The sequence below is a fragment of the Lipingzhangella rawalii genome (genome assembly GCF_031628175.1).
Taxonomy (GTDB): Bacteria; Actinomycetota; Actinomycetes; order Streptosporangiales; family Streptosporangiaceae; genus Lipingzhangella_A; species Lipingzhangella_A rawalii.
Map to the genome: position 1 here is coordinate 367,557 of NZ_JAVLVT010000001.1, position 20,462 is coordinate 388,018.

Annotated in this window: 16 protein-coding genes; 6 read left to right on the forward strand and 10 right to left on the reverse strand. The window is 68.6% G+C overall.

The window, feature by feature from the left end:
• Positions 1 to 17: 17 nt before the first annotated feature.
• Positions 18 to 1,097, reverse strand: coding sequence for a biotin synthase BioB (gene bioB / locus RIF23_RS01615; RefSeq protein ID WP_310910501.1), 1,080 nt, complete (start codon positions 1,095 to 1,097; stop codon positions 18 to 20).
• A gap of 169 nt (positions 1,098 to 1,266) precedes the next feature.
• On the reverse strand, positions 1,267 to 1,773 hold the full coding sequence (locus tag RIF23_RS01620) for an NUDIX domain-containing protein (protein ID WP_310910502.1): 507 nt from the start codon (positions 1,771 to 1,773) through the stop codon (positions 1,267 to 1,269).
• Between the two features lie 463 nt (positions 1,774 to 2,236).
• Between RIF23_RS01620 and rraA the strand changes: the two genes are divergently transcribed.
• The 4 genes from rraA (at position 2,237) to RIF23_RS01640 (ending at position 6,465) form a co-directional block, all read left to right on the forward strand.
• The gene (gene rraA / locus RIF23_RS01625) at positions 2,237 to 2,737 is read left to right on the forward strand and encodes a ribonuclease E activity regulator RraA (RefSeq protein WP_310910503.1); all 501 of its coding nucleotides are present in this window, start codon (positions 2,237 to 2,239) and stop codon (positions 2,735 to 2,737) included.
• Positions 2,738 to 2,855: 118 nt separating this feature from the next.
• Positions 2,856 to 5,072 carry an aminodeoxychorismate synthase component I gene (pabB, locus tag RIF23_RS01630; RefSeq protein WP_310910505.1) on the forward strand — a complete coding sequence of 739 codons (2,217 nt, stop codon included), beginning with the start codon at positions 2,856 to 2,858 and terminating at the stop codon, positions 5,070 to 5,072.
• Positions 5,073 to 5,213: 141 nt separating this feature from the next.
• Positions 5,214 to 6,203: a DUF2332 domain-containing protein gene (locus tag RIF23_RS01635; RefSeq protein WP_310910507.1), complete on the forward strand. Its 990-nt coding sequence runs from the start codon at positions 5,214 to 5,216 to the stop codon at positions 6,201 to 6,203.
• Positions 6,204 to 6,243: 40 nt separating this feature from the next.
• Positions 6,244 to 6,465, forward strand: coding sequence for a hypothetical protein (locus RIF23_RS01640; RefSeq protein WP_310910508.1), 222 nt, complete (start codon positions 6,244 to 6,246; stop codon positions 6,463 to 6,465).
• A 118-nt stretch (positions 6,466 to 6,583) separates the two neighbouring features.
• Here the strand turns inward: RIF23_RS01640 and RIF23_RS01645 are convergent, their stop codons facing one another.
• Complete coding sequence (locus tag RIF23_RS01645; protein ID WP_310910509.1) at positions 6,584 to 7,549, reverse strand: bile acid:sodium symporter family protein; 966 nt, start codon at positions 7,547 to 7,549, stop codon at positions 6,584 to 6,586.
• A gap of 255 nt (positions 7,550 to 7,804) precedes the next feature.
• Between RIF23_RS01645 and RIF23_RS01650 the strand changes: the two genes are divergently transcribed.
• The gene (locus RIF23_RS01650; RefSeq protein WP_407659352.1) at positions 7,805 to 9,130 is read left to right on the forward strand and encodes an aminotransferase-like domain-containing protein; all 1,326 of its coding nucleotides are present in this window, start codon (positions 7,805 to 7,807) and stop codon (positions 9,128 to 9,130) included.
• A 169-nt stretch (positions 9,131 to 9,299) separates the two neighbouring features.
• Complete coding sequence (locus RIF23_RS01655) at positions 9,300 to 10,256, forward strand: D-alanine--D-alanine ligase family protein (protein WP_310910510.1); 957 nt, start codon at positions 9,300 to 9,302, stop codon at positions 10,254 to 10,256.
• 30 nt (positions 10,257 to 10,286) lie between these two features.
• On the opposite strand, the gene ptsP is transcribed toward RIF23_RS01655, so the two are convergent.
• The 7 genes from ptsP to RIF23_RS01690 form a co-directional block, all read right to left on the reverse strand.
• Complete coding sequence (gene ptsP, locus RIF23_RS01660; RefSeq protein WP_310910511.1) at positions 10,287 to 12,050, reverse strand: phosphoenolpyruvate--protein phosphotransferase; 1,764 nt, start codon at positions 12,048 to 12,050, stop codon at positions 10,287 to 10,289.
• A 222-nt stretch (positions 12,051 to 12,272) separates the two neighbouring features.
• Positions 12,273 to 12,986 carry a SanA/YdcF family protein gene (locus RIF23_RS01665; protein WP_310910512.1) on the reverse strand — a complete coding sequence of 238 codons (714 nt, stop codon included), beginning with the start codon at positions 12,984 to 12,986 and terminating at the stop codon, positions 12,273 to 12,275.
• Between the two features lie 515 nt (positions 12,987 to 13,501).
• Positions 13,502 to 14,935 carry an NCS2 family permease gene (locus tag RIF23_RS01670; protein ID WP_310910513.1) on the reverse strand — a complete coding sequence of 478 codons (1,434 nt, stop codon included), beginning with the start codon at positions 14,933 to 14,935 and terminating at the stop codon, positions 13,502 to 13,504.
• Positions 14,936 to 15,188: 253 nt separating this feature from the next.
• The gene (locus tag RIF23_RS01675) at positions 15,189 to 17,588 is read right to left on the reverse strand and encodes a xanthine dehydrogenase family protein molybdopterin-binding subunit (RefSeq protein ID WP_310910514.1); all 2,400 of its coding nucleotides are present in this window, start codon (positions 17,586 to 17,588) and stop codon (positions 15,189 to 15,191) included.
• Positions 17,588 to 18,940 carry an 8-oxoguanine deaminase gene (locus tag RIF23_RS01680; RefSeq protein WP_310910515.1) on the reverse strand — a complete coding sequence of 451 codons (1,353 nt, stop codon included), beginning with the start codon at positions 18,938 to 18,940 and terminating at the stop codon, positions 17,588 to 17,590. Before RIF23_RS01680 ends, RIF23_RS01675 begins: the two co-directional genes overlap by 1 nt.
• Positions 18,937 to 19,455: a (2Fe-2S)-binding protein gene (locus tag RIF23_RS01685; protein WP_310910516.1), complete on the reverse strand. Its 519-nt coding sequence runs from the start codon at positions 19,453 to 19,455 to the stop codon at positions 18,937 to 18,939. The genes RIF23_RS01680 and RIF23_RS01685 overlap by 4 nt, the downstream gene beginning before the upstream one ends.
• The gene (locus tag RIF23_RS01690; RefSeq protein ID WP_310910517.1) at positions 19,446 to 20,315 is read right to left on the reverse strand and encodes an FAD binding domain-containing protein; all 870 of its coding nucleotides are present in this window, start codon (positions 20,313 to 20,315) and stop codon (positions 19,446 to 19,448) included. The genes RIF23_RS01685 and RIF23_RS01690 overlap by 10 nt, the downstream gene beginning before the upstream one ends.
• Positions 20,316 to 20,462: the final 147 nt, after the last annotated feature.

The following is a 20,462-nucleotide window of genomic DNA, read 5'->3' on the forward strand; positions in this document are numbered from 1 at the left end:
GGCCCGGGACCCCGCGCTCAGGCGTTGGGAGGAAGGTCTGTACCTGCGCCCCGTCTGCGGGCGCGCACCTCGGCACTGCGGTGTGTGGGCAGAGTGTCCTGGCCGGCGCCCTCGACCACGAACCCGGCATCATGGATCAGGTCGACATCGGCCTGTCCGGGCTGGCCCTCACTGGTGAGGTAGTCCCCGAGGAAGATTGCGTTGGCCACGTGCAGCGCGAGTGGCTGGAGCCCACGCAGGTGGAGCTCCCGGCCACCCGCGATCCGAACTTCCGCATCCGGGAAGGCCAGCCTGGTCGCCGCGAGGATGCGTAGGCAGCGGTTCGGTGTCAGCTCCCACGTTCCGGCCAGCGGTGTCCCGTCGAAGGGGATCAGAAAGTTCACTGGAACAGAGTCCGGGTTGAGACTGCGCAACTCCAACAGCGCGTCGACCAGTTCGGAGTCGTTCTCCCCCATGCCCGCGATGAGCCCGGAGCAGGGGGACAACCCGGCCTGTGTGGCCTGCTGGACGGTGCCGACCCGGTCGGTGAAGGTGTGTGTGGTGCAGATCTCGGAGTAGCGCTCGCCCGAAGTGTTGAGGTTGTGGTTGTAGGCGTCGGCCCCGGCCTCGCGCAGCCGCTCGGCCTGACCGTCGCTGAGTAGTCCCAGGCAGGCACACACTTCGACGTTGGGCTGTTCCTCCCGAACCGCTGCGATGGTGTCCGCGACCCGGCCGACGTCCCGGTCGGTGGGGCCACGGCCACTGGCCACCAGACACACGCGCTTCGCTCCCGCGGCGATCCCGGAACGTGCCGCGGAACGCACCTCGTCCGGCTTCAGCCAGGTGTAGGTGAGGATGTCCGCCTGGGAACCGAGGCGCTGCGAACAGTAGGAGCAGTCTTCCGGGCACAGGCCACTCTTCAGATTGACGAGGTAGTTGAGTTTCACCCGGTCCCCGAAGTACCGCCGGCGGACGCGATGAGCCGCGGTGACCGCCTCCAGGGTCCGGTCCTCCGGCAGCTCCAGGACCGAGCGGAGCTCGTCGTGGGTGAGTGGGTCCAGGTTCTCGGCCTTGGTGGCGAGCTCGAAGACGTCGGGTGTGTACGCACTGGTAGCCATGGCTCACATCCTCGGGCACACCGGAACCGGACACCGAGGGGGACTGTGCCAAAAGACACGGCGTGGATTTTGGGGAAATCACCACTGTGCCGCCGAGTCAGATCCGGTACGTCCGTGCGGACGGGGGACCGCACCGGCCGCCGCCCCGATGGCCAAACGGCACAGCTACCTAATCCGACCCCCAGTTGTGCAGGCTGAACGGAATCCCCCGGCGGTAGTGGTGGATGCCGGTCGCGCAGTAGTCGAGGAGGTTCTCGGGAAGATCGTCCAGGTGGAACCAGGAGACGGCGTCATGTCGGTCCGGTTCAGCATTGTGGGGGTGCCCATGCCACCGGGATGTGGCGAAGAAGAACCCGATCCGATCCTCGCTGCCGCGGTGGTGGGTGACGTGGGCGAACTCCAGATCCTGCACCGGGACATACAGGGCGAGCTGTTCCCGCACCTCCCTGCTCGCGCGCTGGGACAGAGCCTCCCAGGAGTGCAGCCGTCCACTCGGCAGGGTCCACATGCCATCGCAGCTGCCCGTGTTGGCGCGGTGGACCAGAAGTAGGTGTGTGTCGTCGCGCAGCAGTACGTGGACGTCGACGGCGAGGGTGTGGGTGCCGGACGTTCGAACTCCCAGAGTGGCGTCGAGGACACGGTCCCACTCGCTGTCGAAACGGTCAGAGTGCTCCACGGTGACTGGCTCCTCCCTCGGTGCGCTGCGGATCGACCCACGGGGTTTGATCGTCGGGGGATCCGCGGTGGACTGCCGTGGATTCCTCGACATTGGCCTGATCCGGCCACTCGCTTGCGCAGGTGTGTCCCGGGCGGTAGGGAGCACAGGTTTTGGTCCGGCGTCACCGGTCGATCCGTCCTGCGGTTGCCTCGGTGTGCCGATGCTTCGCGTGCGGGTCCGCCGTGTGGTCCGCGTCTGCCGCATCTGCATGTGGAGCTCGTGGGGGGCTTCGGGAGGACGGTGGTTGTGACCATTCTGCTCTGGGGCGCCGTCTCCGTCGGCTGCGGGGGGATGGGCGACGATGCCCTACTCCCGGCCAGCGCGCGGTCTACGGTGGTGTTCCTCGAGGCTGCTGTCCCGCCCTGCGCTACTGGGAAGTAACTTTATGGGTGTACCGAACCTGCGAAGGGGAGCACAGAGCATGACCGAGACAACCGACAGCCCCTCGAATCACGCGACGGCTGACCTGATCGACGCCCACGGCTCGGAGATCGACAGCTGTCACACCCAGTTCCGCCAGTTCGGGAGGCACCGGTCCTTCTGCGGTCCAGTGCGTACCGTGCGATGCCACGAGGACAACGGCCTGGTCAAGGAGATCCTGAACTCCGCGGGCCACGGGGCGGTGCTCGTGGTCGACGGCGGAGGGTCAGTGCGCAGTGCCCTGCTGGGTGATCTCATTGCCGCCGCCGCGGTCGACAACGGATGGTCCGGGGTGGTGATCCACGGGGCGGTGCGGGACTCCGCGACGCTGGAGACCCTGGATCTGGGGGTCAAGGCCCTGGGTACCAATCCGCGCAAGTCGGACAAGGACGGGGCCGGGCGTGTGGACGTGCCCGTCACCTTCGGTGGTGTGACCTTCAACCCGGGACAGTGGCTCTACAGTGACGAGGACGGAATCGTCGTCAGCGCCACACAGCTGTAGGGCTCCTGCTCGGCGCCGGTCGAACGGGCCCGGCGGTGCGGCTTGTCCCGACGTGCCCGGAATGTCCGGAAGGGCCGTACCCTGGGAGATCGGCGCCGAACGGGGAGGGAAGCGGGGTATGCGCATCCTGCTCGTGGACAACCACGACTCCTACACGTACAACCTGTTCCAGCTCTTGGCCTCGGTGGCCGCAACCCCACCGACGGTCGTGACCAACGACGACGCGGCCTGGTCGCACCTGGACCTCCACAGTTTCGACGCGGCCGTGGTCTCGCCCGGTCCCGGCCGTCCCCAGCACCCCCGCGACATCGGACACGGCATCCGGATCCTCGACGACGCACAGTTGCCGGTCCTGGGGGTGTGTCTGGGCCATCAGCTTCTCGCGCACCACAGCGGCGCGGAGATCGCGCTGGCGCCCGCACCCCGCCATGGGCACCTCACCCGGGTCCGTCACGATGGCACCGGGCCGTTCGCCGAGCTCCCCCAGGGGTTCACGGCCGTGCGCTATCATTCGCTGGCGGCCACCGAACCGCTCCCCGCCGACCTACGGGCCACCGCATGGGCCGAAGACGGGGTCCTGATGGGCCTCGCCCACCGCGAACTTCCCCGGTGGGGGGTGCAGTTCCACCCGGAGTCCATCGCCACCGAACACGGGCGCGATCTGGTCACCAACTTCCTCGCACTGGCCCGCAGGGCGGCGGGCTCGCCCCAGCGATCGGCCACCGCCACGAACCGCACCACGTCCAGTAGTTCGCCCCCGGCCCCGCACCGACCCCCGCGGGCCGACGCGTCTCCTCCGGCCCACATCGAGCCGGAGGGAAACCTGCGACTGTCCGACGGGGATCGCGTGTGGTGGTCCACCCTTGACCGGGAGATCGACACCGAGGCGATTTTCCGCCGCTGCTACGCGGCGGCCCCCTACGCGGTCTGGCTGGACAGTTCGCAGGCCGAAGCCGCCTCCCGTCCCCCATCCTCGGCGAACGCAGCCCCGGATCCGCACACGGACACAGCCAGGTTCTCCTTCCTGGGAGCCCCGGATGGGCCACGGGCACAGGTACTGCACTATCGGGTCGCCTCCGGGGCCGTGGTGGTGACCGATGCCCACGGCACCGAGCACACCGAATCGGGAACGATCCTGGACGCGCTCCGGGGACGGGTGACGGGCCATCCTTCGCCGACCCCGTTTCCGTTCGACTTCGCGGGTGGCTACGTCGGCTACCTCGGTTACGAGGTCAAGGCAGACTGTGGATTCGGTTCCGTGCACAGGAGCGCCGCCGTTCCGGACGCGGTGTGGGTCCGTCTGGACCGGTTCGTTGTAGTCGACCATGTCGCCAGGCGCACCTACGTTGTGGCACGCGGCCGCGACACGACCACCGAGACCAGCGCATCCCGAACCTGGGTGCAGACCATGGTGGCGGCCCTGGCCACCATCGAGCCCGCCGGAACGGCTGCCGACGTGCCCCCGCCACCGGAACCCGCTGCGGTGGAGCGCTGGCTTCCGCTCAGCCGTGGCGACTACCTCAGTCGGGTCAAGGAATGCCTGGGACACCTGGCTGCGGGCGAAAGCTACGAACTGTGCCTGACCACCCAGCTGCACGCTCCCGCTCCCGCGGACGAGCTGGATTTCTACCACCGGCTACGGTATGCCAACCCGGCTCCCTACGGGGCGCTGCTGCGGCTGGGGGAGCTCACGGTGCACAGTGCCTCCCCGGAGCGGTTCCTGCGCATTGACGACACCGGAACCGTGGACAGCAGACCGATCAAGGGGACCGCCCCACGACACCACGATCCCACCGACGACGCGCGGGCGGCCGCCGACCTGCGCACGGATCCAAAGACCCGCGCGGAGAACCTGATGATCGTGGATCTGCTGCGCAACGACCTGGGACGGGTGTGTGAGGTGGGTACGGTGACCGTTCCACAGTTCATGTACACCCGCTCCTATGCCACGGTGCACCAGCTGATCTCCACCGTTCGGGGACAGCTCCGTTCCGACGCCGGCCCCCTGGACGCGATCGCGGCCTGTTTCCCGGGCGGATCCATGACCGGGGCCCCCAAGCGGCGCACCTGCGCGATTCTGGACGAGCTGGAAGACGAACCCCGCGGTGTGTACTCGGGGACGCTCGGCTACATCGGCTACGACGGCGGAACCGACCTCAGTATCGTGATCCGGACCGCGGTGCGGTCCCATGGAGAGTTGCGTATCGGTGCTGGTGGGGCCATCGTGCTGGACTCGGACCCGGATGCGGAGTATCGGGAGATGGTGACCAAGGCCGCGGTTCCCCTGCGTGCACACCGGGCGTTGGACTCCCCGATCTCCGAGACGTCGGTGTGAACGGGCTCACTGCCGCAGTGGCCGGGGACCGCTAGTCTGCTTGCGAGTCTTCACCGGACACTGGGGGTGTCGCGGTGCGCTACCCACGTCGCGTGCGGCCGGTCAGTGACCAGGTGGACCCAAGAGCGAACGGAGTACCCCGTGGAACAACAGCTCGACACCGCCCAGTGGTACCGCACCTTCGCCGGCCACACCCGAGGCCACAGCCAGGACTACGAACGGCTGTGCTCCGCGATCGCCGACGACCAAACCATTCTCACCCTGCTCGCGGAGCTGCCACAGCCACGACGGCAACCGAATCTTCTGCTGGCCTCCGTCCGCTACCACCAGGGACCCGTCCATGACGTCCCCCGGTTCCGGGATTGGCTCGTGGAGCACTGGCCCCAGGTGCGCACCACGATGCTCCAGCGGCGCACCCAGACGAACGAGGTGGGGCGCTGCGCCACTCTGCTTCCGGTGCTCGCGGCCCTGCCGCAGCCCCTGGCACTGATCGAGGTCGGAGCCTCGGCGGGACTGTGCCTGTACCCGGACCGGTACTCCTACCGCTACCACGGCGACCTCCACACCGAACTGGGGCCGACGCACAGCCCGGTGGTGCTTGACTGCACCGTCGCGGGAAGGCCGCCACTGCCCGATTCCCCGCCGCGGGTGGCCTGGCGTGCCGGTATCGATCTCAATCCCCTGGACGTCACCTCCCCCGACGACATCACCTGGCTCGAGTGTCTTGTGTGGCCGGGACAACCCGAACGGCTCCGGACCCTGAACGCCGCCGTCTCCGTGGCCCGGGCCCAGCCACCCACGCTGTGGTCGGGCGACCTTAACACCGGGATCCAGGACCTGCTCCGTCGCGTGCCCACAGGGGCCACCCCGGTGGTGATGCACACGGCGGTGCTCGCCTATCTGGACCGCGGCGCGCGGGAACGCTTCGCCACCACGATGCGCGAATTCGACGGGTACTGGATCTCCAACGAGTCACCGTCAGTGTTCCCCGAGATCAACGCGCATGCACCCGCCGCACCCACGGAGGCGGAAACGTTCCTGATGGCGGTCAACGGTACACCTGTCGCCTTCACCGCCCCCCACGGTCAGCGTATGGACTGGTTCGCCGACCACCACCCGGCCGCCCTGTAGACACGACCTGTGCCGATGCCGGCCGGGAAGGACGACACGCGTGTACCAGCCGGCCCCACCGGCGTCCCCCGTGTCCGCCGGGCTGACCACCGTCGTGTTGCTGCCCCGCCGCGCCGATACCGAGCGCACGGACCTCGCCGTGGTTGACATCCCGTGCCACACAGCCGTGTCCCACCGGGAGCTGCTGGAGGTTCTGCGCTCCACGGGCCGTGTCAGCCCGGAGAAGCGGGAGCCCACCCGCCCCCACAACGACACGCGCTGAAGTGGGTGGGAACCGCCTCGTCTGGGGGAGAGGGAAGACGAGCGGGAAAAGATACGGCCCCTGGCGGGCCCGCCTGTTCGCGTTGCTGCCCTGCGGCGCGTGCGGGTGGACTCCATGGTCACTCCGGTGGGCGGGAGCATCGGGCATCAGGAGGTATCTGGCCCGTGGGCTGGCGAGCCCAGACGGTGGCCAACACCGCGCCGGACAGGTTGTGCCACACGGAGAACAAGGCTCCGGGAAGTGCGGCCAGGGGAGCGAAGTGCGCGGTTGCCAGAGCGGTGGCCAGGCCCGAGTTCTGCATACCCACCTCGATACTGACCGCGCGTCGGGTCTCCTCCGGCAGCCGGCTCGCCCACGCCGCGCCGTACCCCAGGAGGAGGCCGAGCGTGTTGTGCGCCACCACGGCCAACGCCAACAGTCCACCGGTGGTCAGGACCTCGTCGGCATTGGCTCCAAAGATCGCCGCGACAACCACCATGATGCCCAGGGCGGACACCACCGGTAGCAGGGGAAGGGCCCGTTCCACCAGCCGCGGAAGCAGGGTACGCACCACCAGGCCCCCCAGGACCGGAAGCAGCACGATCTGGACGATATCGGTGAACAGGGCCGTGGCGGCGACCTCCAGGGTCGATCCGGCCAGCCACACCACCAACAGGGGAGTGACCAGGGGAGCCAGCAGGGTGGACACGGTCGTCATGGACACCGACAGGGCCACGTCGCCGCGGGACATGTAGACGATGACGTTCGACGCCGTCCCTCCGGGTGCGGCGCCGACCAGGATCATGCCCACGAGCAGCGGTGGCGCCAGGCCGAGCCCGGTGCCGACTCCCCAGGCCACGAGCGGCATCACCAGGAACTGGGTCGTGAGCCCGAGCGCGACGGCGCCGGGGTGGCGCAGTACGGTCCGGAAATCCACGGGCCGAAGCGTCAGCCCCATCCCGAACATGATGATGCCGAGCAACAGGGGAATGTGTGGAGCGAGCCTGGCTGCCTCGTCACCGGTAACGAGCCCGATCGCGGCGCCCGCCACGACGAACAGCGCGAACCAGCGCCCCACCCACGTGTTCTGCTGAGCTGTGGCCATCTCTCCTCCCGCCCGTGTATGCCGTCGGTGTAGCACGCCGCCCCTGGGGCCGGTCTCGGCCACGGTCGCACGTCCGTCGTGCCGGGCGGCACGCGCGGTCCGGTTGCGCATAGACTTGCGGAAATCACCGGGACATTCGCGGCACAGTTTCCTACGACCGCCTCGCCGGACACGGGCAGCGCCGCCCGATCCGAGCGGAGGTGTGCCGTGCACAGTTCCCGAACCGGCAGTGCCCGACGCATGCGGAGGTGGATCGTGTCCGTAGATCCCCGAGAGTCCCACCAGCCGAGCCCGCACGGCTCCCGGATCGACCCCTATGTTGACGCCTACGCGGCACGAGCACAGGGGATGGTGGCTTCGGAGGTACGGGCACTGTTCGCCGTGGCGTCCCGCCCTGAGGTGGTATCCCTGGCCGGGGGCATGCCCAACGTGAGTGCGCTGCCGCTGGACGACCTAGGGGACATCGTACGATCCGTGGTCACCGACCAGGGGGCCACGGCCTTGCAGTATGGCCCGGCACAGGGTGATGCGCACCTGCGCGAACAAATCTGTGCGGTGATGGCTGAGGAGGGGATCGATGCCAGCCCCGACGATGTGATCGTCACTGTTGGCTCGCAGCAGGCGCTGGACCTGGTCACCCGGGTGTTCGTGGATCCGGGGGACGTGGTGTTGACCGAGGCCCCCACGTACGTCACTGCGATCAACACCTTCGCGGCCTTCCAGGCTGACATCGTCCACGTTTCCATGGACGAGGACGGGGTTGTCCCCGAGGCGCTCGAAGAAACCCTGGCCCGTCTGGAGTCCGAGGGACGCCAGGCCAAGTTTTTCTACACCGTGCCCACGTTCCAGAATCCCGCGGGTGTCACCTTGAGTAGCCAGCGGCGGCGCCAGGTTGTGGAGATCTGCCGCCGGTTCAACCTGCTGGTGCTGGAGGACAATCCCTACGGGCTGCTGGGCTTCGAGTCGGACCCGATGCGGGCCCTGCACGCCGACGCTCCCGACAACGTCATCTACCTGGGCTCGTTCTCCAAGACCCTGTCCCCGGGGTTCCGGATCGGCTGGGCTCTGGCGCCGGCAGCGGTTCGGGCCAAGCTTGTGCTGGCAGCCGAGTCGGCGATGCTCAGCCACTCGATCTTCAACCAGCTGGTGGTGGCCCGCTACCTGGATGTGCATCCGTGGCGGGAACAGATCAAGGACTTCCGGGAGATGTACCGTCGCCGGCGCGACGCCATGCTGTCCGCGCTCGAGGCACAGATGCCGCCGGGAACCACCTGGACCCGCCCGGGAGGTGGCTTTTTCGTCTGGCTCACGCTTCCCGAGGGGCTGGACGCCAAGGCCATGCTGCCGCGGGCGGTCAGCGAGCGGGTCGCCTACGTGCCCGGCACCGGCTTCTTTTCCGGAGACGAGGGGCGACGCAACATGCGGCTGTCGTTCTGTTACCCCACACCCGAACAGATCCGCGAGGGGGTGCGCCGGCTGGCGGGCGTGGTCGAGGCCGAGATCGCCTTGCGTGATACCTTCGGCAACGTTCCGGCGCCGCAGAGCTCCGGCGGGGACACCCCCCGACCCGATCTTCCCTAGGGCGTGGAGGCAGCCGAATCCCAAGTCGATTGACCAGAACGCAGCCAGTGTGGTGCAGCAGGGGCGCTGCCAGCCAAGCCAGCATGCCTTGACCGCCACGGCAGTGGAGGAATGTCCCGTGACCAACGTTGAACCCCACGCACGTGGGTACGAGCCGAAAGGTGGTGCGGTGTCGGATCTTGACCGAGTGCTGGTGCTGGCAGGCGGCATGTCTCCCGAACACGAGGTCAGCTTGCGTTCGGGACGCCGCGTTGCGGAGGCCCTGCGCGGCCTGGACCTGGAGGTTCAGGTTGCCGACGCCGACGGTGAGCTCCTGCGCCGACTCCAGGACGACCCGCCACAGGTGGTCTTTCCGGTGCTGCACGGCTCCTCTGGGGAGGATGGTGCGATTCGGGAGATCCTGGATCTGACCGGGATTCCCTATGTCGGTGCCGGCCCGCAGGCCTGCCGGGTCACCTTCGCCAAGCCGATCGCTTCGGGTCTGGTGGCCGATCAGGGTGTGCGGGTACCCCGGGGGGTGGCTCTCCCGAAGTCGGCGTTCCATGACCTGGGTGCCCCCGCGGTACTCCAGCGGGTGGTGGACCAGTTGGGGCTGCCCCTGTTCGTGAAGCCGGCCGCGGGCGGGTCGGCGTTCGGCGCAACCGCGGTGGGATCGGCGGACGCCCTGTCCTCGGCCTTGGTGGGCTGCTTCGCCTACAGCGACACGGCGATCATCGAGCAGCGCATTGACGGGGCCGAGGTGGCGGTGGCCGTACTGGACGTGGGCGACGGCCCGGTTGCCCTGCCTCCGGTGGAGATCGTCCCGGATGGCGGGGTGTACGACTACGAGGCCCGCTACACGGCGGGTCGCACCGAGTTCTTCAGTCCCGCCCGGCTCTCCGACCCGGTGGTTGCGGCGGTCCAACAGGCCGCTGTCACCGCGCACACCGCCCTCGGGCTGCGGGATGTCTCGCGGACGGACGTGATCGTGGACGCCGACGGGCAGGTGTGGTTCCTGGAGGCCAACGTTGCGCCGGGGATGACGGAGACCTCGACGCTTCCGATCGCCGTGTCCGCTGCGGGACGGGACTTCGCCGAGGTATGCCGCGAGCTGGCACATCGGGCGCTCCTGCGTGGCTCCCGCTGACACCCTCGCCGGAGCCGTGGCGGCCGCAGCCTACTGTGTCGTGCCCGGGTCGCCCACGGCTCCGGCGAGCTCGGCAGTCAGCCGGTCTCGCACCGCCTCGGCGCTGTCCAGCGTCGAGGCCTCGGCCACGATCTCGGTCAACCGGACCGCGTCCAGACGCGCCAGGACCGCCTTGATCTGCGGGATCGCGGGGGGCGCGGCGGAGAGCTCGTCGACACCGGCACCGACGAGGGCAGCCGCGGTGAGCGGGTCAGCGGCGGTCTCCCCACATACCGCGACCCGTGCGCCGCTCCGGTGCCCGGCGGCGACCACCCCGCGTACCAGTTGCAGTACCTCTGGCGTGCACAGCTCCGGTATGCCGGCAACCGCAGCGTTCGTCCGGTCCGCGGCGAACAGGTACTGCACCAGGTCGTTGGTGCCCAGGGACACGAAGTCCACCAGTGGGGCAAGGCGGTCGGTGGCGAGCGCGGCCGCGGGTACCTCGACCATGATGCCGACGTCGATGTCGGCGATGCCCGCCCGTTCGGCTTCGGCTGCCTCGGCGAGGATCTCCTGTGCCCGACGGATCTCCGCGCAGGTGGTGACCATAGGGAACATGACAGCCAGCCGTTGGCTGGGATCCGTGCACGAGCGGGCGGCCCGCAGCACGGCCCGCAGCTGGTCGCGCAGCAGCTGTGGCTGACCGAGCCCCAGGCGTAGCCCGCGCAGCCCTAGTGCCGGATTGGCCTCCGTGCCGCGTTCCGCGAACGGCAGTGGCTTATCCGCTCCGATGTCCATGGTGCGGAACACGACACGCGCTCCGGGAAGCTGCTGGGCAACCCACCGGTAGTATTCGGCCTGCTCGGCGACACTCGGTGGCTGTCGGGCCCGCAGAAACAACAGTTCCGTGCGTACCAGGCCAGCTCCCTCGGCGCCGCAGGAGACAGCGTTGCGGGCCGCATCCGGGGTGTCGATATTGGCTGCCACCTCCACCCGGCGTCCGTCCCTGGTGTGGCCGGGTCGGTGCGCGGCCGCACGCAGCCGGAGGGTCGTCTCCGCCTGCGCGGTGAGTTCCTGCTGCACCTGAGCCCGCGTTTCCTCGTCCGGATTCAGCGTCACGGTTCCGTCATCTCCGTTGACGAGTACCGGGACGCCTTCGCGGACCAGGTCGGTGATGCCCGTAACCCCCATGACCGCCGGGATGCCCAGGGCGCGTGCGAGGATGGCGGCATGGCTCGTGGACGTCCCGGAGGCGCAGACGATTCCCCGGACGTAGGCCCGGGGGAGTCGTACTGTGTGTGCCGGCGTCAGCTCGTCGGCGACCACGATGCAGGCAGCGGTGGGAACGGGACGCCCCGGCTGTCGCCCGGCGAGGACCGCGAGGACCTGGCCCCGAACGTCGTCGAGGTCGGCGACCCGTTCGGCCAGGGACGGATTTGTCGAGGCCGCGAGCGTGGAGCGGAACTCGGAAAAGGCGTCACGGACGGCGGCCGGGGCGCGGCTCCCCTCCTCGATCGCAGCGTGGATCCGCTCGGCCAGCGCCGCGTCGGTGGCCATCTGTGCCTGGGCGTGGAAGATCTCCGCGTGGGTTGTGTCTGTGGCCGCACTGACCTCAGCGGCAAGCGTTCGCAGGGCGGTCGCGGCTGCCCGTAACGCGTGGTCGACCCGCCGGTGCTCGTGGTCGGGCTCGGCCGGGGCGGCCGTTTCCTCCTCGTCGGGGGCTGCGGCTGCGGTGGTGATGACGAAGGCCGGCCCCAGCGCGATCCCCGGGCCGGCGGGGCGCCCCGGATGGTGGCCGGTCGGTACGGGAGTCACTGTGTCAATTCCACCATTCCGGGGGCCGGAGAGCCAGGGGGCACGCTTCCCCACCAGCCTAGGGAGTGTTTCTTGAACGCTTTCGGATGAGGGAGCGGCTCTCCAGGGCGAGGCCCCGCAAGCCGATGTGCGAACGGCATCCTGGTTTGGCTGTGTGCGCGCATCGGCGCAGCGCGCGTCGTCCTGGGAGACGCGAGCCCGAAATGGTTCACGAAACAGGACCTAGATCTGCTCCCATGGCGCGGTGGTCTGCGTCGCCGGGGCGGGATCGCGCCTATCCACAGCAGCGGTCCCGCGGTGTGGTTCGGGGCGCAGGAGGACGGTGCCCAGTGCGTGAATCCGGGCGGGGACCTCCCGCAGGTATCCGTGTACGGTCCCGGCGGGTCGACTGTCGAAACTGGAGTGGCCCACCCCGACAGCGTCGATCCCGGCACTTTGGCACAGGGCCACGGCGCGTGGCAGGTGGAACGCCTGCGACACCACGACCGCGGCGTGCACATCGAACACCTCCCGGGCGCGCACACACGAGTCCCAGGTTCGTAGCCCCAGAGGGTCGGTGTTGATGTCGGTGGGCGCAACCCCTGCCGCGACGAGATAGTCCCGCATCGTGTCCGTCTCGTGGTGATGTGCGGGACTGTTGTCCCCCGTGACGAGGATCGTGGTGACGTGCCCGTCCGCGTAAAGGTCCCGGGCCACGTCCAGCCGTCCGGCCAACACTCCGCTGGGCCGGCCGTCGTCGCGGACCCCGGCACCCAGCACCAGCGCCGTGGGGCGTTCGGGCAGCGGCTCGGCGGTGGCCGGGTAGCGGTCGCCCGCGCTGCTCCCGTAGGCCCACACCTGCCCGGTGATCCCGACCGTCACGGCCAGGACGAGCAGTCCCCAGCCGAGCCGTGTCACCCATCGCCTGGGCACGGTCACCCCCAGTTCACTCCGCATCTGCTCCCACCACGTGATGGTGTGGGGGCTCCAGCCGCCGCCGTCGAGTGCCCCCGGCGACACAGATTCTCCTGTCGGACCGTACCCGGACACCAGAGTCCCCACAGCCGGAGTACACCGGCACCGTACGGTCCGCAAACGGAACCAGTATCGCCTTCGAACAGGGGGTGGGGACACGGCTCACCGCCGTATGCGGTGCGGCGCGAGGTGGAGGATCTCACGGCCCTCATCGACACGGTTGGTGGGACGGCGTGTGTTCATGGGTTCGTGTCCGGGCGGCACTGGCGTTACCAGCCGCGGCACCATCTGGCCGAGGTCCGGACTCCCACGCTCGATATGGACAGGGACCGCAGCGACGCCCAGTTTCACTGGTGGACCACGGACGTGGCCGCCACCCTGCCCCGCGCCGAACACCGTCGGTTCCGGGGCGTGGCATGGGGTTGCGGCGGAGGAGCTGGTCCCGGTCATGGCCGGGTTCCTCCGCCGCGGGAACGGCTGATGCGCTCCGGGGTGCCCTACGAAACGCCCAGAAGGATCTCTACCCCACCGATGGCGAAGTAGAACACGAAGACCAGGGTCAGGATCCACATGAGCCAGCCCACTTCCACGGACCGGCCCTGGGCGGTCTTGAGGACCGTGTGCGCGATGATGCCGGCACCGATCCCGTGGGCGATTGAGTAGGCGAAGGGCATGACCGCGATCGTGAGGAATGCCGGGACGGCGGTGGTGATGTCGGACCAGTCGATACGCCCGATGTGCATCATCATCATCGCGCCCACCAGAACCAGCGCACACGCCGCGGCCTGGGAGGGCACGATTCCTGTCAGTGGGGTGAACAGCATGGCGAGCAGGAACAGGACCCCGGTGACCACGCTGGCGAGGCCGGTGCGGGCCCCCTCGCTCACCCCGGCCGTGGATTCCACGAACACCAGCGTCGCCGAGGAACTGGTGATCCCCCCGGACACGGCGCCCGCTCCGTCAACGGTGAGGATCTCGTTGACGCGCGGCATCCGGCCTCGCTGGTCGGTGATCCCGGCCTTTTCCCCGACCGCCAGGATTGTGCCCAAGGCGTCGAAGAAGCCGGCGAGTACCAGAGTGAACAGGATGATTCCTGCGCTGGCCACACCCGCTGAGGTCCAGGCTCCGAACAGGTCGACCTGTCCGAACAGGCTGAAGTCGGGGCTGGACATGATCTGGTTCGGAAGCTCGGGTACCTGTTCACCCCATGCCTCGTCCGGTACGGCGAACAGGCTGTGTACCACCACGGCGAGCACGGTAGCCGTGACGATGCCGTAGAAGATGGCCCCGGGGACTGCCCGGGCGAGCAGCACTGCGGACACCAGCAGTCCCACGATGAACACCACGACCGGCCAGCCGGCCAGATGGCCGACCGTGCCCAGCTCGAGCAGGGCGCTGTCGCCCTGACTGACGAAGGTGGCGTTGTTTAGGCCGATCAGTGCGACGAACATGCCGATGCCGACGCCGATCGCGACGCGGAGGTTGGCGGGAAGGGCATTCATCACCGCGGTGCGGACACCGGTGACGACCATCAGGATGATCGCCACTCCCTGCCACACCACGAGGCCCATCGCCTCGGGCCAGGTCATCTGTGGGACCGCCTGGTAGGCGACGACGGCCATCACCCCCAGGGCGGCGGCCAGAGCGATCGGGGCACGTCCAATGACCCCCATCAGGATGGTGATGAAACCGGCCGAGAGCACGGTCATCGTGGTGAGCTGAGCGTTGTCGAGAGTTTGGCCGTTGATGTCCTCGGCTCCACCGAGGATGAGGGGGTTGAGGACGATGATGTAGGCCATCGCCATGAAGGTGGTGAGGCCACCGCGGAATTCTCGTCCGTATGTGGATCCGCGTTCGTTGATGAAGAAGTACCGGTCGAGCCAGGATCGACCGGTCCTGGTCGGGGTGGACGCGGAGTTCGCCTGGGTCATGATCCCCTCCTGGAGGGATGAGGGCGCGGTTGGTCCGCAGCGTCGAATTTAGTTACTTTTAGTCATTTTTTAGTTTCAATTTGTTATTGAATATGGGGCACGAGATGTGGGTGCCGAGTCCCGTGGCGGTGCGGGATGGGGCCGCCGGTATGACCGGGACGAGGTACCCGCCGCGGCGACACGGGCGCCTGTGGCGCCGCGGCGGGCAGTTGGAGCGTGGACGCAGAGCCGTGGAACTCGGCCCTGTGTCCACTCAGGTGTGCAGGCCGACGATGTCGTCGACGCGTACGGGTGCGTGCGTTAGCGGCCGCCCGGTGGCATCGCGGATCGCCGCGATGATCGCTGGTGTGGAGGACAGAGTGGGAGGCTCACCCGCGCCACGGAGACCGTAGGGCGCGTTGGGGTCGGGATTCTCCAGGATCTCGTGGCGCATCGGCGGCGTGTCGAGGCTGGTGGGGATCAGGTAGTCGGTGAACGACGGATTTCGGATCTCGCTGTGATCCACCTGGATCTCCTCCATCAGGGCCAGCCCGAGCCCCTGGGTGGCACCCCCCTCGATTTGTCCCGCCAGCTGCTGGGGATGCAGGATCTTTCCGACGTCCTGGACCGCGTCCAGGGAGACCACCTTGACGAGTCCCAGTTCCGTGTCGACGTCCACGACCGCGCGGTGCACGCACATCGCGAACTGGGTGTGGGAGTTGCCCTGTCCGTGGACCGGATCCAGGGACTGGGTGGGGCGATGGTGGAACTCGCGGGTTTCCTCCACGACTTCCGAGTCCAGCACGTCCTCTAGGGCCGCCACTGGCCCCGCCGCCGCGACGAGTTTTCCTCCCTCCAGCCGGAGCTCGGAGTCCGCGAGCTCGGAAGGCACGAGCCCACGGCGGCGTGCCAGGGCAACCACCGACGCCCGTACGGCGGCACAGGCGGCCTGCACCGCCCCACCGGTCATGTAGGACTGGCGGGAGGCTGACGACGATCCCGCCGACCCCACTCCGGTGTCGGAGGGGTGGATCGTCACCCGCTCCACCCCCAGCTCGGTTCGGGCAATCTGTCCCTTGACCGTCACCAGGCCCTGTCCCACCTCGGCGGCGGCGGTGTGCACCAGGGCGGTGGGCTCTCCTCCGATCACCTCCAGGCGAACGCGTGCGGTGGAGTAGTCGTCGAAGCCCTCGGAGTAGCAGATGTTCTTCACCCCCACGCCGTAGCCCACTCCGCGGACCACCCCCTCGCCGTGGGTCGTGTTGGCGACACCCCCGGGAAGGGTGCGCAGGTCGGGTGGGTTCGACTCCGTCGGGACCGCACGTGGCTCGGGCATGGGCAGGTTTCTGGCCCGCTCGAGCATTTCGGCCATGGGCAGGGGCATGTCGATTTCCTGGCCGGTGATGATGCGCGAGCCCTGGCTCATGGCGTTCTTGATCCGCAGGTCCACTGGATGCATGCCCAGCCTGTGGGCGAGCCGGTCCAGCTGGGATTCGTAGCCGAAACAGGCCTGCACGGCCCCGAAGCCGCGCATCGCTCCACAGGGCGGGTTTGTGGTGTAGACACCGTACGCGTCTACCGACACGTTCGGGATCTCGTAGGGACCCATCCCCAGGGAGGACGCCACCCCCACCACGGCCGGGGTGGCCGAGGCGTAGGCGCCACCGTCCAGGACAATCTCCAGGGTTGCGTACAGCAGGGTTCCGTCGCTGAGAGCGCCGTGCTCGTAGCGCATCTGCGCGGGGTGGCGGTGGACGTGCCCGTAGAAGGACTCCTCACGGTTGTACACGATCTTGACGGGCCGGCCGGTACGCAATGCGAGCATGCAGGCGTGGATCTGCATGGACAGGTCCTCGCGGGCGCCGAAGGCGCCCCCGACCCCGGCCAGGGTGAGGCGTACCTTGTCCTCGGCGAGGCCCAGCGCGGGAGCGATCTGGCTCTGGTCCACGTGGAGCCACTGGGTCGCGATGTAGAGATCCACCCCACCGTCTTCGGCTGGCACGGCCATGCCGGACTCGGGGCCCAGGAACGCCTGGTCCTGCATGCCGACCTCGTAGTCGGTCGTGACCACGACGTCGGCCTGGGCCCGCAGCTCCGCCGGGGTGGCCCCCGAGGCGAAGGCACCGGTTCGTACCGGCTGGTGGCGGACCAGGTTGCCCCGCTGGTTGTACTCCTCGTGGACGGGCAGGGTGCCGTCACTGTGGACCCGGGGGCAGTCCTCGTCGAAGGCGGATCGACGTGGATCGTGTACCGGTTCCAACACCTCGTAGTCCACGTGGATCCGGTCCAGTGCCCGGCGGGCGGTTTCTGGGTGGTCCGCGGCGACGATGGCCACGGGCTCGCCGCGGTAGCGGACCTTGTCGAAGGCCAGCACCGGCTGATCCTGGATCTCCAGTCCGTAGCGTTTGGCTCCGGGAACGTCCTCGTGGGTGAGGACGGCATACACCCCGGGCAGGGCCACGGCGCCGGTGATGTCGATTCCCCGGATCCGGGCATGGGCGTGTGGGCTGCGCAGGGTCATTCCCCACAGCATGTCTTCGTGCCACATGTCCGAGGAGTAGGCGAAGTCCCCGGTGACCTTGAGTGTCCCGTCCGGCCGGAGTGGACTGGCCCCCACACCGTCCTCGGTGGCACTGGACAGGGGCGTGCGCGTCTGCGTGGGAGTGCCGGCCATCAGCAACTCACCTCCTGGGTCAGTCTGTGGTGTGCGGCACGGCCCGCGTGTGCGGCCGTGCCGATGGACACGGTGCGCAGCTCGCCGCGTTCCACCACGGGCGAGCCGCCGACCAGCACCAGCTCCAGTGGGGGAGGAGGGCCGAAGGTCAGCGCCACCACCGGGTCGTCGATGACGTCGTATCCGAATCCGTCGATACGCCACAGTGCGACGTCGGCGAGCTTGCCCACCTCGAGCGACCCCAGCTCGTGCGCCCGACCGAGGCACTGTGCGCCGCCAAGCGTGGCCATGTGCAGGGCCTGGCGGGCGTTCAGCGCGGTGGGACCCAACCGGGCGCGGGCCATCAAAATGGATTGGCGCATCTCGGCCGACAGCTGGGTGAGTTCGCTGGAGGCGGGTCCGTCCACCCCCAGGCCGACGGGGGCGCCGGCGTCCAGAAGCTCCGTGACGCGACAGATTCCCGCCCCCAGCCGTGCATTCGACGTGGGGCAGTGGGCGATCCCGGTCCCGGTGTCCGCGATGCGCTGGACGGCATGATCCGACAGGTGTACCCCGTGCGCGAACCACACGTCCGTGCCGAGCCAGCCGAGCTTTTCGGCGTATTCCACGGGGCTGCATCCGAACTCCCGGGTGCACTTCTCTTCCTCGTCGATGGTCTCGGCGAGGTGGGTGTGTAGCCGCACCCCCTTGCTGCGGGCCAGCTCCGCGGAACCACGCATCAGGTCCGCACTGACCGAGAACGGCGAGCACGGGGCCACGGATACCCGCGTCATCGAGTCGAAGGCGGGGTCATGGTGGGTGTCGATCGCGTCCTCGGTTGCTGCGAGTGCCCCGTCGAGGGACTCCACCACCGAGTCCGGGGGAAGCCCGCCCGCGGAGTGTCCCCGGTCCATCGATCCGCGGGCCAGGTCGAGTCGGAGGCCGACTCTGCGGGCCGCGTCGACCTCGGCCGCGACAATGTCGCCGCGGCCCGCTGGATAGATGTAGTGGTGATCCGAGGCCGTGGTGCATCCCGAACGGGCCAGGTGTGCCAGGCCAGCCACCGTGGTGTCGGCGACGACCTCGGCGTCCAACCGGTGCCACATCTCGTAGGAGCCCACGAGCCACTCGAACAGGGTGTTGTCGGCGAACAGCCCCTGAGTGGCCCACTGGTAGAGGTGATTGTGGCTGTTGACCAGACCAGGGGTGGCGACACAACCGCGGCCGTCGATCCGCCGAGCCTGGGGGAGCGAGGGTGCCGGGCCCGCGCCGATGTGGGTGATCCTGCCCTCCTCCAGGATGAGGTGGCCATGGGGGATCTCCGCCTCGGATACCGGAACGATGTGGGCGCCGTCGATCACCACCCGGTTCATGAGCCTGCCTCCGCAACCCGTTCCGCCTCGCGCGTGGCCGCGAGTCGTACGGCGTCGACGATCTTCACGTAGCCGGTACAGCGGCACAGATTTCCGGCGAGCGCCTCCCGGACCTCCTCCTCGTCGGGGACACCCGCTCCGCTGTGCACGCTGCGGGTGATCAGGTCATCGGCCTGTACCAGTAGCCCGGGGGTACAGAACCCGCACTGCACGGCTCCGCACTCCACGAACGCCTCCTGGATGGGCGCCAGGCGTCGTTCGCTTCCGGAGCTGGGCGCGGCGAGTCCCTCTACCGTGCGGACAGTGCGTCCGGTGGCCTGGCCGGCAGCGACCATGCAGGAGCACGCGGTCACTCCATCCAGGTACACGGTGCATGATCCGCACTCACCCTGTTCACAGGCGTTCTTGCTCCCAGGAAGGCCAAGCCGCTCCCGGAGGACGTACAGGAGGCTCTCACCTGGCCACACGTCATCAGCCGTGACCTGTTCGCCGTTGACCTCGAAACTCACGCGCACTGCTTCTGCTCCCCTCGGTAGTCGTTCACGGCCCAGACCAGGGCGCGCCGCGCCATGACCGAAAGCGCGTGCCGGCGGTAGGCGGCGCTGCCCCGCACGTCGTCGATCGGCGTGGCCTCGGCCGCCACACGCCGACCGAACTCGGCGCAGACGGCGGCGGGTAGTGGCCGCTCCCCGGACCAATCGATCTCCGCGGCGACGAACTGCTCCGCCTCTGCTGCGCGGATCGGCGTGGGCGCACAGGATCCGATCCCTGTGGCAACCTGCTGGTGCTCCCGGTCCAGGCTCAGCGCGAAGCTGCATACGGCGATCACCATGGCGTTGCGGGGGCCGAGCTTGGTGAACTGTTGCGGCCCGCGGGGGCGGGGAAGCAACACAGCCGAGATCAGCTCGTCGGGCTGGAGGTCGACGCGCTTGACCCCGAGGTAGAAGTCTCGGGCCGGTACCTGACGTACGCCGCGTACGGATGCCAGCTCGATCGTTGCGTCCGTGGCCACCAGCGGTGGATGGCAGTCCCCGGACGGGGAGCCAGCCCCCAGGTTGCCACCGACGGAGCCACGGTTGCGGATCTGCGGCGATGCGACGGTGCGGGCAGCCTGGGCGAGAGCCGGGGCCGAGTCACCCAGCTGTTCGGCCACCCGGGTGTAGCTCACCGCCGCACCGAGCCGGACGTGCTCCGCGACGGGGCTGATCTCGTGCAGCTCGGCGATGCGGGTGAGGTCCAGCAGTGCGGAAGGCCGACGTCGGTCGAAGTTCAACTCGACCATGACGTCGGTGCCTCCCGTGATGGGCACCGCCTCAGGGTGCGCGCTCTTGATCTCGAGCGCCTCCTCCCAGGTGGGAGGGCTGAAGAACTCCATGGCTATCCTCTGTCGTGTGGACGTGGTGTGCGTCTCAACGTGGCTCTGTGTGAAGTACAGCACTGGACGATCTTGTAAACCAGGACGCGAAACCATGAACCGCACATCCCGCACACCCCCTGCCTTCGTGTTTTCCTACAAGAACCC